Consider the following 15,589-nt stretch of genomic DNA (forward strand, 5'->3'; position numbering starts at 1 on the left):
TAAAAGGAGGAACACAATGGAATACGTAATTGAGATGAATAACATTACGAAAGTATTCCCAGGCATTGTAGCGAATGATGATATTACGCTGCAAGTAAAGCAGGGAGAAATACATGCTTTACTTGGAGAAAATGGTGCAGGGAAATCCACATTGATGAATGTACTATTTGGTTTGTACCAGCCAGAACAAGGTGAAATTAAAATTAAAGGAAAAACTGTAAAGGTTACAAATCCGAATATAGCAAATGACCTTGGTATTGGAATGGTACATCAGCACTTTATGCTTGTTCATAATTTTACAGTTACAGAGAATATTATTCTCGGAAACGAACCGAAGAAAAAAGGGAAAATTGCTGTTGAGGAAGCTGCTAAAGAAATTCAAAAACTGTCTGAACAATACGGTTTAGCTGTAGATCCATATGCGAAAATACAAGATATTTCTGTCGGTATGCAACAGCGCGTTGAGATTTTAAAAACACTTTACCGCGGGGCAGAAATTTTAATATTTGATGAACCGACAGCTGTGTTAACACCACAAGAAATTCATGAGCTAATTCAAATTATGAAAAAGCTTGTGCAAGAAGGAAAATCTATTGTTCTTATTACACATAAGTTGAAAGAAATTATGGAAGTTTGCGATCGTTGTACGATTATTCGTAAAGGAAAAGGGATTGGAACGGTTGACGTTGCAAATACGGATGAAAATAAACTTGCAGAATTAATGGTCGGACGTCAAGTGAATTTTAAAACAGAAAAAATAGACGCGAAGCCAAAAGAAGCGGTACTTTCAATTGCAAATCTTGTTGTTCACGATGCACGTCAACTACCTGCTGTAAAAGGCCTTGACTTAACTGTTCGTGCGGGGGAAATTGTTGGTATTGCAGGAATTGATGGAAACGGACAAAGTGAATTAATAGAAGCAATTACTGGTTTACGAAAAGTTGAGTCAGGTTCTATTGCAATTAAAGGGAAAGAAATAACAAATTGGCCTGTTAGAAGAATAACAGAAGAGGGAATTGGTCATATTCCAGAAGATCGTCATAAACACGGACTCGTTCTTGATTTTTCTGTTAGAGATAATATAGTTTTGCAAACGTACTATAAAAATCCGTTTTCGAAGAAAGGGATTTTAAATTTCAGCAAAATTACAGAAAAAGCTAAGGCGCTTATTGAACAGTTTGATGTACGTACACCTAGTGAGCAAACGTTAGCTCGTGCACTATCTGGGGGGAATCAGCAAAAGGCAATTATTGCACGTGAAGTAGACCGTGATCCAGATTTATTAATTGCAGCACAGCCGACACGTGGTTTAGATGTAGGGGCAATTGAATTTATTCATAAGAGATTAATAGAGCAAAGAGATAGAGGAAAAGGTGTATTACTTTTATCACTAGAGTTAGAGGAAATTTTAAATGTTAGCGATCGAATTGCTGTTATTTATGAAGGAACAATTGTAGCAATAGTTGATGCGAAAGAAACGAATGAACAACAGCTTGGATTGTTAATGGCTGGAGGAACAAAGAAGGAGCAGGTGGGTACAAATGGCTAAAAAACTTTTAACAGAACGAACGATAAATATTTTAGTCCCAGTACTATCCGTTATTTTTGGCTTACTTGTAGGAGCAATTGTAATGCTAGTTAGTGGCTATGACCCAATTGTTGGTTATAGTGCACTTTGGACAGGCATGTTCGGCAGCCCAAGTGCGATTGGTGAAACGCTTCGTACAATGATACCGCTTATTCTTGCTGGTTTATCGGTGGCGTTTGCATTTCGTACAGGTTTATTTAATATCGGGGTAGAGGGTCAATTGTTAGTTGGTTGGCTTGCAGCGGTTTGGTTCGGTTATGCAGTCTCGCTACCAGCTGTTCTTCACATTCCATTATCTATTTTATTCGCAGCGTTGGTAGGCGGAATCTGGGGTTTCATCCCTGGATATTTAAAGGGAAAGTTTCAAGTTAATGAAGTTATTGTAACAATTATGATGAACTATATCGCGTTATATGTAACATATGATATTATTAAGCGCTTTTTACACGAGGGTAACGATAAAACGTACGACATTAAAGAGAGTGCGTCATTATCTTCAGACTGGCTTGCTTCCATTACTGACGGTTCACGCCTTCATTGGGGAATTATTGTAGCAATTTTAATCGCTATTTTAATGTGGTTCTTATTAGATCGAACAACTTTAGGTTATGAATTAAAGTCGGTAGGATTTAATCAACATGCTTCTCAATATGCAGGTATGAAAGTTTCTCGTAATGTAGTATTTTCCATGACAATTGCTGGTGCGTTTGCAGGGATTGGTGGAGCGATGGAAGGATTAGGAACATTCCAAAGCATGACAGCGATGTCTTCCTTTACAGGGGTAGGATTTGACGGGATTGCCGTAGCCTTACTTGGAGGAAATAATCCGTTTGGCATTATCCTTTCAGCTTTATTATTTGGTGGTTTGAAAAGTGCTTCCCCTCAAATGAACTTTGAGGCAGATGTGCCATCAGAGCTTATAAACGTAATTATTGCATGTATCATCTTCTTTGTTGCATGTAGTTATGTGTTAAGATGGGCGCTTACACGCATGAGCAAGGAGGGGAAATAAATGAGCTTTTTAGATATATTAGCCATTCTTGTGACGGGTACGTTATATACATCGGCACCTATAATTTTTACAGCACTAGGTGGTGTATTTAGTGAACGATCGGGTGTTGTAAATATCGGATTAGAAGGACTAATGCTATTTGGTGCATTTATTGGAGTTGTTACAAACTTATTAATGGGTGATACTTGGGGAACGATGACGCCGTGGATTGCGTTATTATTTGCGGCAATTGGTAGTGGGTTATTTGCATTGCTTCATGCAGTAGCATCTATTACATTCCGAGCGGATCAAGTTGTAAGTGGTGTAGCAATTAACTTCTTATCTCTTGGTTTAACAGTATTTGCAATTAAGAAGATCTTTGATAAAGGGCAAACTGACTTTATTCAGTACCGTATTGAAAAGATTGACATTCCAGGTCTTTCGGATATTCCGGTGATAGGGAAAATATTCTTTTCAAATGTACCAATAACGTCGTATATTGCGATTATTTTAGCATTTGTTGTTTGGTATGTTATTTATAAAACACCGTTCGGTCTTCGATTGCGTGCTGTTGGTGAACACCCAATGGCAGCGGATACGATGGGGATTAACGTATATAAAATGCGCTATATCGGCGTTTGTATATCAGGTGTATTTGCCGGAATTGGTGGGGCGATTTTTGCAATGTCAATTTCTAATAACTTCTCAGGGGCAACTATTACAGGACAAGGTTTCTTAGCTTTAGCTGCTATGATCTTTGGGAAGTGGAATCCACTAGGCGCACTAGGTGCAGCTCTATTCTTTGGTTTTGCACAATCTCTTAGTGTAACAGGTGGAACAATTCCTGTATTAGATCAAATTCCAAGTGTTTTATTAACGATATTACCATACGTATTCACAATATTAGCACTTGTTGGTTTTGTAGGCCGATCTGAAGCTCCGAAAGCACTCGGAACGCCTTATGAAAAAGGAAAACGATGAGTATTTAGAAAGTATAAGAAAAGCTCGCACATTAGTGCGGGCTTTTTTACATAGAATATATTTAATACGGAATTTTACTATGTTCCTTACATATTAAAGTTTTTAGAAAGACTCAAATGTAAGCATAATAAGGAAGAAAAGTTGATTTTTTATTTCTAAAAACTGTATATTGAAGAGGAATATTCCTACATACGTAAAGGAGGGCTATTAATGAAACTAATGGAACAGCAACTGCATGAATTAGGTGGCTTGCGAGTACATATTATTCCGACTGATAAATTTAAAACAAATACCTTTGTATTTCGTTTTAAAGCACCTTTAAATGAGGAGACGGTGACAGAGCGTGCCTTATTACCATACGTATTGCAAAGTGCGACAGAAAAACTGCCTTCTGTAATTCGTCTTCGTCAATATTTAGAAGAATTATATGGATCTTCTTTAGCGGTAGATGTAAGTAAAAAAGGGGAAGACCATATCATCTCTATTTATGTAGACATTGCAAATGAAACATATTTACGCGATGCACCACCGTTATTTGAAAAAGCACTTTCTATGTTATCTGATATTGTTTTACATCCAGCAACAGAAGGGAACGGTTTTCTATCTTCTATTGTAGAAAGTGAGAAACGAGCACTCTTGCAACGAATTGAAGCTACTTATGATGATAAAATGCGTTATGCAAACGAGCGTTTAATTGAAGAAATGTGCAAAGTAGAACCATATCGCTTAAGTGCAAATGGGAAAAAAGAAAGTGTTGCTTCTATTACAAATGAAAGTTTGTACCAATATTATCAAAAAGTGTTAGCTGAAGATGAAATGGATTTATATATCATTGGTGACATTTCAGAAGATGCCGTGGAGCTTGTAAATAAGTATTTTTCGATTTCACCTCGCGCCATGAAAGAAAGAAATGTACTTCTTCATAAACGAAATAATGAAGAAAAAGAAATTGTTGAAAAACAAGAGCTAAAGCAAAGTAAATTAAATATCGGCTATCGAACATTCATTACGTATAAAGATGAAGATTATTTTGCATTACAATTGTTTAACGGATTATTTGGAGGATTTTCTCATTCGAAGTTATTCGTAAATGTCCGTGAAAAAAATAGTTTAGCGTACTATGCAGCATCGAGATTTGAAAGTCATAAAGGTCTGCTCTTCGTTATGTCTGGAATTGAAGCGAAGAACTTTGAAAAAGCTGTTGAAATTATTAAAGAACAGATGAAAGCAATGCAAAGCGGTGATTTTTCAGAGGAAGAGATTCAGCAAACGAAAAGTGTAATTCAAAATCAAATCTTAGAGGCAATTGATACACCACGTGGTTTTGTTGAAATGCTTTATCACGGGGTAATCTCAGAGCGTACGCGTCCAGTTGAAGAATGGTTAACGGGCATAGAAAGCGTGACGAAAGAAGAGATTGTGAAAGTTGCTAATAATATTGAACTAGATACAATTTACTTTTTACATGGAACGGAGGGAGAATAAATGGAGAAAATTGTGTATGAGCAATTAAAAGAGACGCTATATTATGAAAAACTTCCGAATGGATTAGACGTATATATCTTACCGAAACAAGGCTTCAACAAAACATTTGCAACATTTACGACGAAGTACGGTTCTGTTGATAATGCATTTGTTCCGCTTGGAAAAGAAGACATGACTCGTGTACCAGATGGAATTGCTCATTTCCTTGAACATAAATTGTTTGAAAAAGAGGATCATGACGCGTTTCAATTGTTTAGTAAACAAGGTGCTTCAGCGAACGCTTTTACATCTTTTACAAGAACCGCTTACCTCTTTTCCTGTACATCAAATGTAGAAAGAAATTTAAATACGTTGTTAGACTTTGTACAAGAACCGTATTTCTCTGAAAAAACGGTCGAAAAAGAAAAAGGTATTATCGGTCAAGAAATTCAAATGTACCAAGATAACCCAGACTGGCGTTTATACTTTGGGTTAATCGATAGTTTGTTTGTGAAACATCCGATTAAAATTGATATTGCAGGGACGATTGAGTCTATTAGTAAAATTACAAAAGACCTATTGTATGAGTGTTATGAGACTTTTTACCATCCAAGCAATATGTTATTGTTTGTTGTTGGAGCAATTGATCCTGAAAAAACAATGGATTTAGTTCGTGAAAATCAAGCGAAAAAAGATTACGAAAATCAACCGAAAATCGTTCGCTCTTTTGAAGAGGAACCAGAAGAAGTAAATGAAAAGAAAAAGATTATTTCAATGCCTGTTCAAACTCCAAAATGTTTAGTGGGTATTAAGGCAACGAATTTAAAAGAAAAAGGGCAAGTTCTTTTAAAACAAGAAATTGCGCTTACATTACTTTTAGATTATTTATTTGGAAAAGGGTCAGTTCATTATGAATCTTTATATAATGAAGGTCTTATTGATGATTCGTTTTCGTATGACTATACAGAAGAAAATAACTTCGGTTTTGCAATGGTTGGTGGAGATACGAAGCAGCCTGATGAATTGGCAGATCGATTAAAAGGTATTTTACTACAAACGAATTATGATCAGTTAGATGAGGATGCGCTGGAACGGGTGAAGAAAAAGAAAATTGGCGGATTTTTACGATCATTGAATTCACCTGAATATATTGCAAATCAGTTTACACGATATGCGTTTAATGAATCTAGTTTATTTGATGCTCTTACAGTGTTAGAAGGATTAACTGTTCAAGACCTACAACAAGCAGCAAAAACATTATTAATTGAAGAGAAAATGAGTGTCTGCCAAGTGTTACCAAAAAAGTGAAGTAATATGTGAATGAAAAACGCAGTATCTATATCCCTCATCTAACGTTTGGTTATTGCCAAATGGTAAGATGAGGGTATTATTTATTTATACATAAAAGATAAGAGAGGGAATTTATGAAAAAGTATGCATTAGTAACTGGAGGAAGCGGAGGGATTGGCTCTGCTATTTCGAAGCAGTTAATTGAGGATGGTTACACAGTCTATATTCATTACAATAAAAGTGAAGAGAAGGTAAGGGAGTTACAAAAGGAATTTGATGCAGTGATTCCTGTGCAAGCAAATTTAGCTTCTATCGATGGAGCGGAGAAATTGTGGAGACAAATCGAACATCCTATTGATGTTATTGTATACGCAGCTGGAAAGAGTATCTTTGGATTAGTAACAGATGTTACGAATGAAGAATTAGATTATATGGTGGAGCTTCAAGTGAAGAGTGTATATAGACTTCTATCGATGGCGCTTCCACCGATGATCGGGCGGAGAAGTGGTAATGTTGTTGTTATTTCATCCATTTGGGGGCAAATAGGAGCGTCTTGTGAGGTGCTGTACTCAATGGTGAAAGGTGCACAAAATTCATATGTGAAGGCTTTAGCGAAAGAAGTTTCTTTAAGTGGATTGCGCGTTAATGCGGTAGCGCCAGGTGCGATCGAAACAGAAATGTTAAATGTATTTTCAGAAGATGAGAAAAATGAAATTGCTGAAGATATTCCATTAGGTAGAATAGGACTACCCGAAGAGGTAGCAAAAACAACCTCCTTCCTTGTTTCGCCAGGAGCTTCTTATATTACGGGGCAAATTATTGGAGTCAATGGCGGTTGGCATTGTTAAAAATTTCTTACATAAAAAATAAAAAAATGCACAAATTAAGCATGATTCTATTACTCAATAGTGAGGTGCTTAAACATGTCAGTGTTAGATAACTTTGATCAGTGGAAGAGCTTTTTAGGAGAACGTTTAGAACAAGCGGGGGGAAAAGGGCTTGATGGTGGTGCCGTATCAGATATGGCATTTCGTGTTGGTGATTATTTAGCAAATGAAGTAGAAGCGCGCAACGATCAAGAAAAATTATTGTCTGAGCTTTGGAAAGTTGCTGATGAACAAGAGCAACATACAATCGCAAATTTAATGGTGAAGTTTGTACAACATAAGTAAAAGTAGAGAGGAGAAGCTCCTCTCTACTTTTTTTGTATAATAATTAGGAGGAATAGATTATACATTTAGCTTCCCTATTAAGGTGAAATCATATAATATAGTACGTAGGTGTAAAGTAAGCGTGGGGGAGTGATCTTGGATGATTGAATGGTATTTTGAATATGAAATACATAAAAACCGACCTGGCTTACTTGGTGACGTTTCTTCGTTAATCGGTATGCTTGGCATCAATATTGTCACAATTAATGGTGTAGATAATGCACGACGTGGACTTTTGCTTATGTGTGATAATCAAGAACAAATCTCTAGACTTGAATCAATTTTAAATACGATGGATAATATAACGGTAACGAAATATCGTCCGCCAAAGCTTAGAGATAAGCTAGCAGTTAGACATGGTAGGTACATACAACGAGATGCAGACGATAAGAAAACATTTCGATTTGTGCGTGATGAACTAGGATTACTTGTAGACTTTATGGCGGAGATAATGAAAAAAGAAGGTCATAAACTAATTGGGATACGAGGAATGCCTCGTGTCGGAAAAACAGAATCTATTGTTGCCGCAAGTGTTTGTGCAAATAAGAGATGGTTATTCGTATCATCTACTCTCATTAAGCAAACTGTTCGTAGCCAATTGATTGAAGATGAGTATAGCGACGATAATATTTTCATACTAGATGGAATTGTGTCGACAAAGCGTGCCAATGAAAGACACTGGCAGCTCGTTCGTGAAATCATGAGATTGCCTGCAACGAAAGTTGTGGAACATCCGGATGTGTTTGTGAGTCAGTCAGAATACACATTGGATGATTTTGATTATATTATCGAATTGCGTAACGATTATGATGAAGAAATTCAATATAATTTAGTAGATGAAATTGAGCAAGGTACGCAAAATAATTTCTCTATGTTCGACTTTTAAAGAAATATTGAGGTGTTAGTAGTGACGGAATTAGGAAAAAAGCTGACAGAAGCAAGAGAAGTAAAAGGCTTGTCTATTGATCAGCTGCATGAGATTACAAAAATTCAAAAACGCCATTTAGTAGCGATTGAAGAAGGCAATTATGATGTGTTGCCAGGAGCTTTTTATGCGCGTGCATTCATTAAACAATATGCAGATGCTGTTGGATTAAATGGAGAAGAACTGCTTGTAGAATATCAGAGTACGATACCACAATCTGAAAAACGTGAAGTTCCACAAGTATCAACTGGACAAAAAACACAAGAAACAATGCAAAAGTCTTCATCATGGCCAATTGCAGATCATATGCCAAAAATTTTGATTGCGTTGTTAGTAATCGCATTTGGAGTGGTAGTCTGGTTTGTTATTCAAGCGTTAACTGGAAAAGATGATAGGCAAGTTCCAAATGCTCAAAGTGAGAAAATTGAGGTTCAAAAAGCAAAAGATTCTCCGTTAGATACGAAGAAAGATGAAGCGAAAGCGGAAGAACCAAAAAAAGAAGAACCAAAAAAAGAAGAACCAAAAAAAGAAGAACCAAAGAAAGAGGAACAACCAGCACAACCAACTGGACAACAAGAAGTGAAAGTAGTTGGAACAAGTGGTAAGGTATCTACTTTGGAAATTCATAATAATAAAACATTAGAACTGGAAATATCGGGTAAAGGTGCGAGTTATGTAGATGTTAAAGATGAAGCTGGGAACGAAATTCTAAACACTACAGTACAAGGTGGCCAAATAGAAAAACGTGATTTATCAACAGTAAAAGAAGTGCGACTTAATATTGGAAATGCAACGAATGTTGAAGTCAAACTGAATGGCCAAGTGGTTGCTTTCCCATTGGATCCAGAAAAAGAACTTCACCAAAGATTGGTGATAAAAAACCAAGGGATAGAGCAACCAGCACAATAACAGTCATCGCTTCGATGACTTTTTTCAATGAACAAATGTTTTTGATATGATGGAGGAATAGCTGTGAATTTACCAAATAAAATTACAATATCTAGAATCTGCTTAATTCCAATTTTTATGGTAATTATGCTAGCGCCCTTTGAGTGGGGCTCATTTATAATTGGTGATGTAGAGTTACCGATTCAACATTTAGTAGGGGCGCTTATCTTTATTATTGCTTCGGCTACAGATTGGATTGATGGACATTATGCAAGAAAGTATAATCTTGTAACGAATTTAGGGAAATTCCTTGACCCGTTAGCAGATAAATTACTTGTTTCGGCAGCACTTATCACGTTAGTAGAGATGCAATACGTACCTGCTTGGATCGTTATTGTAATTATAAGCCGTGAGTTTGCAGTAACAGGTTTACGCCTTGTACTTGCTGGGACAGGGGAAGTAGTTGCAGCAAATCAGTTAGGGAAAATTAAGACATGGACACAAATTATTGCGATTGCAGCATACTTATTGCATGATGTACCGTTAAATTTACTGCATATTCCAGTTGCGGATATTTTCATATGGATTGCATTATTCTTTACCGTTATTTCAGGGTGGGATTATTTCTGGAAAAATAAAGATGCTTTTGTAAACTCAAAATAGAAGTTTATGGGGGAATTGGGATGAATGCTGAAATTATTGCGGTTGGAACGGAATTGTTACTTGGACAAATTGCAAATACAAATGCCCAGTTTTTATCTGAAAAGTTAGCTTCAATCGGAATTAACGTGTACTACCATACTGTTGTTGGGGATAATAACAAGCGATTACAAAAGGCAATTGAATTGGCTGAAGAACGAGCTGATATGCTCATTTTTACAGGTGGATTAGGACCGACAAAAGATGATTTAACGAAAGAAACAATTGCGTCTAGTTTAGATGAAGAGCTTGTGTATGATGAAAAGGCATTAACATCGATAAGCGATTATTTTAAGCGTACAGGCCGTGAATTTACGGAGAATAATAAAAAGCAGGCGCTCGTTTTAAATGGATCGACTGTATTTGCGAATGATCACGGTATGGCACCTGGTATGGGGTTAAATAAGAACGGAAAAGTTTATATTCTATTACCAGGACCACCAAAAGAAATGAAGCCGATGTATATGAGTTACGTAGAGCCGTTTTTATGCAAGTTTACAACGGGGGAAAATATTTATTCTCGTGTTCTTCGTTTTTTCGGTATTGGGGAATCTCAATTAGAGGTGAAAGTTCAAGATTTAATTGATGGACAAACGAACCCAACCATTGCACCACTTGCAAATGATGGAGAAGTGACATTACGTTTAACTGCCAAACATCATGATGCTGATGAGGCGGAGAAACTGATACAGCATGTGGAAGAGTTGATTTTAGAAAGAGTAGGAGAATTTTTCTACGGATATGACCAAGATTTCCTTCATTACAAAGCAATAAGGCTATTGAAGGAAAAGGGGTTAACTTTAGCATGTGCAGAAAGTTTAACAGGTGGTCTTTTTGGGAATCAAGTAACAGAAAATGCTGGTGTTTCGTCTGTATTTAAAGGCGGTGTCATTTGTTATCAAAATGATGTGAAGCAACAAATTTTACATGTACCTGAAGAGGTGTTACGCACTGACGGCGCGGTTAGTAAACAGTGTGCTCGTTATCTTGCTGAAAATGTGAAAAAACTGTTAAATGCAGATGTCGGGATTAGTTTTACTGGAGTGGCAGGACCGGATGCTTCAGAGCATAAAGAACCAGGGACAGTATTTGTTGGATTGGCGATTAAAGATGAACCAGCTGTAGTCTTCTCGCTTAATTTAAGTGGAAGTCGTCAACAAATTAGAGAGCGCTCTACAAAATATGGATTTTATCATTTATTTAAAAAGCTAGAAGAGATATAAATTTCTTCTAGTTTTTTTGTGGGAAAATCTAGTTTTATTCGATATAAAATAAAAAATCGAATAAATGTTCGATTTTTGTTGGCAAATTGAATTGAAAATAGGTATAATAAGATTAGCAATTGAGTTAAGGAGGAATTTTGAATGAGTGATCGTCAAGCGGCATTAGATATGGCGTTAAAACAAATAGAGAAGCAATTCGGTAAAGGTTCAATTATGAAATTAGGAGAACAAGCGGAGCGTAGAATTTCTACAATTTCAAGTGGTTCTTTAGCACTTGATGTGGCACTAGGGGTAGGCGGATACCCACGTGGACGTATTATTGAAATTTATGGACCTGAAAGTTCAGGTAAAACAACAGTTTCATTACACGCAATCGCGGAAGTGCAGCGTCAAGGTGGACAAGCGGCGTTCATCGATGCGGAGCATGCAATGGATCCTGTATATGCACAAAAATTAGGTGTTAACATCGATGAATTACTATTATCACAGCCTGATACAGGAGAGCAAGGTCTAGAAATCGCAGAAGCACTTGTACGAAGTGGCGCGGTTGATATTATCGTAATTGACTCTGTAGCAGCTCTTGTACCGAAAGCTGAGATTGAAGGGGACATGGGTGACTCTCACGTTGGTTTACAAGCACGTTTAATGTCACAAGCACTTCGTAAACTTTCAGGTGCAATCAACAAATCAAAAACAATCGCAATCTTTATCAACCAAATTCGTGAAAAAGTCGGGGTTATGTTCGGGAACCCAGAAACAACTCCAGGTGGTCGTGCGTTGAAATTCTATTCAACTGTCCGTCTTGAAGTGCGTCGTGCTGAGCAATTAAAGCAAGGTAATGACATCGTTGGTAATAAAACGAAAGTAAAAGTAGTTAAAAATAAAGTAGCACCGCCATTCCGTGTTGCTGAAGTTGATATTATGTATGGAGAAGGTATTTCAAGAGAAGGTGAAATCTTAGATATGGCTTCTGAACTTGATATCGTTCAAAAGAGCGGTGCTTGGTACTCTTATAATGAAGAGCGCTTAGGGCAAGGTCGTGAAAATTCGAAGCAATTCTTAAAAGAGAATACGGATTTAAGAGAGGAAATTGCTTTCTTTGTTCGTGAACATCACGGAATTGGTGAAGACTCTGGTGTTGAAGGCACGGAAGATTCAACTCTTCAAGATTAAAAAATAAAAGACACGGTCCCGTGTCTTTTATTTTTTAATTCATTATGAAAGCGTTGTATATAGCTAGAGATAAAATATTTATTCTATCCAAAAGGCTATGTATAAAGAGGGATATTCATATGTTTTGAGTGAATGAATTGGGATTTACTAAGGTTTTCCAGGATAATATGCCGTCTGTTTTTTAAATCCATATAAGATTCAGGGCTGAAGGTAAAGAAAGTAAAAGTAGACAACGCTTGACAATGAAAATTGCGATAGATACAATGAGAATGTATATTTTTTCTTATATACGATATACTCTTCTCAAGAAGAGAAGTAATATTCGGAGTAAGACTTAAATCTTGCCGAAATAATAATATGACATTTTAATTGTGAAATGAAGAAAGTCCCTTAAAAAAGCGGGACGACGGTCTTTGCTGTACGTTGTCATTCAATGTACATGCCGACAGTCTTTTTTCATTCATAGCAAGGGGAGGTGAAATCATGAGTAGTACAGTTTGGATACTCATCTCCATTTTGCTTGCAACAGTCGGTGCAGTTGTTGGCTTTTTTGTTCGAAAGTCTATTGCCGAAGCGAAGATTAATGGTGCAGCTAATGAAGCAAAACGTATTCTAGACGAAGCGAATCGTGATGCTGAAGCACTTAAGAAAGAAGCGCTTTTAGAAGCAAAGGATGAAATTCATACACTTCGTACAGAAGCTGAATTAGAAATTCGTGACCGTAGAAGCGAATTACAAAAACAAGAAAATCGTTTAATGCAAAAAGAAGAGAACCTTGATCGTAAAGACGAAACGCTCGATAAACGCGAGCAACAGTTAGAAAAGAAAGAGGAATCTCTTGTAGCGAAACAACAACAGATTGAAGAGTTGGAAAGCAAAGTGGGAGAGTTAGTTCAAAAGCAACAAACAGAATTAGAGCGCATTTCCAATCTGACCCGCGAACAAGCGAAAGCAATTATTCTTGGTAAAGTGGAAAGTGAAGTTTCTCATGAAATTGCCGTTATGGTAAAAGAAAGTGAAGTTCGCGCGAAAGAAGAAGCGGATAAGAAGGCAAAAGAGATTTTATCTCTTGCAATGCAAAGATGTGCAGCTGATCATGTTGCTGAAACAACCGTTTCGGTTGTAAATCTTCCAAACGACGAAATGAAGGGACGTATTATCGGACGTGAAGGTCGTAATATTCGTACGTTAGAAACGTTAACAGGTATTGACCTTATTATCGATGATACACCAGAAGCGGTAATTCTATCTGGATTTGACCCGATTCGTCGTGAAACAGCTCGTATCGCTCTTGATAAACTAGTACAGGATGGACGTATTCACCCAGCGCGTATTGAAGAGATGGTCGAAAAATCAAGACGTGAAGTGGACGAGTATATTCGTGAAGTCGGAGAGCAAACAACGTTTGAAGTGGGTGTTCATGGCTTACATCCAGATTTAATTAAAATTTTAGGTCGTTTAAAATACCGTACAAGTTACGGACAAAACGTCTTAAAACACTCTATGGAAGTTGCATACTTAACTGGACTTATGGCAGCGGAGCTTGGTGAGGATGAAAAACTAGCAAGACGTGCTGGTCTATTACATGATATCGGAAAAGCAATCGATCATGAAGTAGAAGGTAGCCACGTTGAAATTGGTGTTGAACTCGCAACGAAATATAAAGAGCATCCTGTTGTAATAAACAGTATCGCATCTCACCATGGTGACACAGAACCAACTTCTATCATTGCAGTTCTAGTTGCTGCAGCAGATGCATTATCAGCTGCAAGACCGGGAGCTCGTAGTGAAACGCTTGAGAACTACATTCGTCGTCTTGAAAAGTTAGAAGAAATTTCAGAGTCTTATGAAGGCGTAGAAAAATCTTTCGCAATTCAAGCAGGACGTGAAGTTCGTATTCTGGTAAAACCAGATACAATTGATGATTTAGAAGCTCATCGTTTAGCTCGTGATATTCGAAAACGTATTGAAAATGAACTGGATTATCCAGGACATATTAAAGTAACTGTTATTCGTGAAACACGCGCAGTGGAATACGCAAAATAAAGTGGTGAAACACCACTTTATTTTTTTGTGTTGGAATTGGGTAAAATAAAGAAAATTATTTATGAGCAGTATGCAAGTGAAGAAACTTATAATAGATAAATTGTAACTGTTGTAAGGAAATAGCTTTAAGTTATAGTATGGTAATAAAAAATGTAGTACATAGAAAGGGTAAGACATATGAGAATATTATTTGTTGGGGATGTAGTAGGATCTCCTGGTAGAGACATGATTCAACAGTACGTACCGGCATTAAAGAAAAAATATACACCCACAGTAACAATTATTAATGGAGAAAATGCTGCGGGTGGACGTGGAATTACGGAAAAAATATATCGAAACTTTTTAGAGTGCGGGGCACAAGCGGTTACACTTGGAAACCATGCTTGGGATAACCGTGAAGTATTTGAATTTATCGATGATGCAAAATATCTTGCAAGACCAGCTAACTTCCCAGAAGGAGCGCCGGGAAAAGGGCTTATCTTTGTAAATTGTAATGGAACAGAAGTTGCAGTTATTAACTTACAAGGACGTACTTTCCTTCCTCCGATTGATTGTCCATTCCGTAAAGCGGATGAGTTAATCAGCATTGCAAAAAAACGTACAAACATTATTTTTATTGATTTTCATGCTGAAACAACAAGTGAGAAGCAGGCGTTAGGTTGGTACGTAGACGGTCGCGCTACAGCGGTAGTAGGTACACATACACACGTTCCTACAGCTGATAATCGTATTTTACCAAGCGGAACAGCTTATATTACAGATGTTGGTATGACAGGCCCATATGATGGGATTTTAGGTATGGATCGCGAAGCGGTATTGAAGAAGTTTTTAACGAACTTACCAGTACGTTTTGAAGTGACGAATGGTAGAACGCAATTAAGTGCAGTGTTAATTGATGTGGATCCTAATACAGGGAAAGCGAAGAAAATTGAGCGCATTTTAATTAATGATGACCAACCGTTTTTTGACTGATTTTTAATGAAAAGTTAGAGAATTTATTATATTTTAATTTTTTAGAAAAATTACAGAAATTTAGCAGGAATACGTGCCATTCCTCGTGAATATAAGTTAAAGTGAAATAATTGCTATTACTTTTTATAGAAACGAGGA

14 protein-coding genes are annotated in these 15,589 nt (G+C 36.9%); all 14 read left to right on the forward strand.

Annotation, left to right across the window (positions count from 1 at the left end):
- Window positions 1-16 precede the first annotated feature (16 nt).
- The 14 genes from QCI75_RS08665 to QCI75_RS08730 all read left to right on the forward strand — a co-directional run bounded on the left by QCI75_RS08665 (window position 17) and on the right by QCI75_RS08730 (window position 15,451).
- A complete protein-coding gene (locus tag QCI75_RS08665) occupies window positions 17-1,549 on the forward strand; it encodes an ABC transporter ATP-binding protein (protein ID WP_144505634.1) in 1,533 nt (510 codons plus the stop codon).
- The gene (locus tag QCI75_RS08670) at window positions 1,542-2,600 is read left to right on the forward strand and encodes an ABC transporter permease (RefSeq protein WP_001085263.1); all 1,059 of its coding nucleotides are present in this window, start codon (window positions 1,542-1,544) and stop codon (window positions 2,598-2,600) included. Before QCI75_RS08665 ends, QCI75_RS08670 begins: the two co-directional genes overlap by 8 nt.
- Entirely contained in the window at window positions 2,601-3,560 is a 960-nt protein-coding gene (locus QCI75_RS08675) for an ABC transporter permease (protein ID WP_000008852.1), read from the forward strand.
- A 210-nt stretch (window positions 3,561-3,770) separates the two neighbouring features.
- Window positions 3,771-5,045 carry an EF-P 5-aminopentanol modification-associated protein YfmF gene (yfmF, locus tag QCI75_RS08680; protein ID WP_353760286.1) on the forward strand — a complete coding sequence of 425 codons (1,275 nt, stop codon included), beginning with the start codon at window positions 3,771-3,773 and terminating at the stop codon, window positions 5,043-5,045.
- Window positions 5,046-6,332 (forward strand): EF-P 5-aminopentanol modification-associated protein YfmH, encoded by a 1,287-nt coding sequence (gene yfmH, locus QCI75_RS08685; RefSeq protein ID WP_144505633.1) that lies wholly within the window; start codon window positions 5,046-5,048, stop codon window positions 6,330-6,332.
- 116 nt (window positions 6,333-6,448) lie between these two features.
- Window positions 6,449-7,162, forward strand: a complete 714-nt coding sequence (gene ymfI / locus QCI75_RS08690) for an elongation factor P 5-aminopentanone reductase (RefSeq protein WP_144505632.1) — start codon at window positions 6,449-6,451, stop codon at window positions 7,160-7,162.
- Window positions 7,163-7,237: 75 nt separating this feature from the next.
- On the forward strand, window positions 7,238-7,486 hold the full coding sequence (locus QCI75_RS08695) for a DUF3243 domain-containing protein (RefSeq protein WP_000114449.1): 249 nt from the start codon (window positions 7,238-7,240) through the stop codon (window positions 7,484-7,486).
- Window positions 7,487-7,625: 139 nt separating this feature from the next.
- The gene (locus QCI75_RS08700) at window positions 7,626-8,411 is read left to right on the forward strand and encodes a DUF3388 domain-containing protein (RefSeq protein WP_000574107.1); all 786 of its coding nucleotides are present in this window, start codon (window positions 7,626-7,628) and stop codon (window positions 8,409-8,411) included.
- Between the two features lie 21 nt (window positions 8,412-8,432).
- On the forward strand, window positions 8,433-9,359 hold the full coding sequence (locus tag QCI75_RS08705) for a helix-turn-helix domain-containing protein (protein WP_353761507.1): 927 nt from the start codon (window positions 8,433-8,435) through the stop codon (window positions 9,357-9,359).
- A gap of 63 nt (window positions 9,360-9,422) precedes the next feature.
- Window positions 9,423-10,001 (forward strand): CDP-diacylglycerol--glycerol-3-phosphate 3-phosphatidyltransferase, encoded by a 579-nt coding sequence (gene pgsA / locus QCI75_RS08710; RefSeq protein WP_128281259.1) that lies wholly within the window; start codon window positions 9,423-9,425, stop codon window positions 9,999-10,001.
- Window positions 10,002-10,021: 20 nt separating this feature from the next.
- Window positions 10,022-11,260, forward strand: coding sequence for a competence/damage-inducible protein A (locus tag QCI75_RS08715; protein ID WP_353760287.1), 1,239 nt, complete (start codon window positions 10,022-10,024; stop codon window positions 11,258-11,260).
- 141 nt (window positions 11,261-11,401) lie between these two features.
- A complete protein-coding gene (gene recA, locus QCI75_RS08720) occupies window positions 11,402-12,433 on the forward strand; it encodes a recombinase RecA (RefSeq protein WP_002121682.1) in 1,032 nt (343 codons plus the stop codon).
- Window positions 12,434-12,916: 483 nt separating this feature from the next.
- Window positions 12,917-14,479, forward strand: a complete 1,563-nt coding sequence (gene rny, locus QCI75_RS08725; protein WP_002111330.1) for a ribonuclease Y — start codon at window positions 12,917-12,919, stop codon at window positions 14,477-14,479.
- A gap of 177 nt (window positions 14,480-14,656) precedes the next feature.
- Window positions 14,657-15,451: a TIGR00282 family metallophosphoesterase gene (locus QCI75_RS08730; RefSeq protein ID WP_098777306.1), complete on the forward strand. Its 795-nt coding sequence runs from the start codon at window positions 14,657-14,659 to the stop codon at window positions 15,449-15,451.
- Window positions 15,452-15,589: the final 138 nt, after the last annotated feature.

Source organism: Bacillus cereus group sp. RP43 (assembly GCF_040459645.1).
In the GTDB taxonomy this organism is placed as follows: Bacteria; Bacillota; Bacilli; order Bacillales; family Bacillaceae_G; genus Bacillus_A; species Bacillus_A mycoides_C.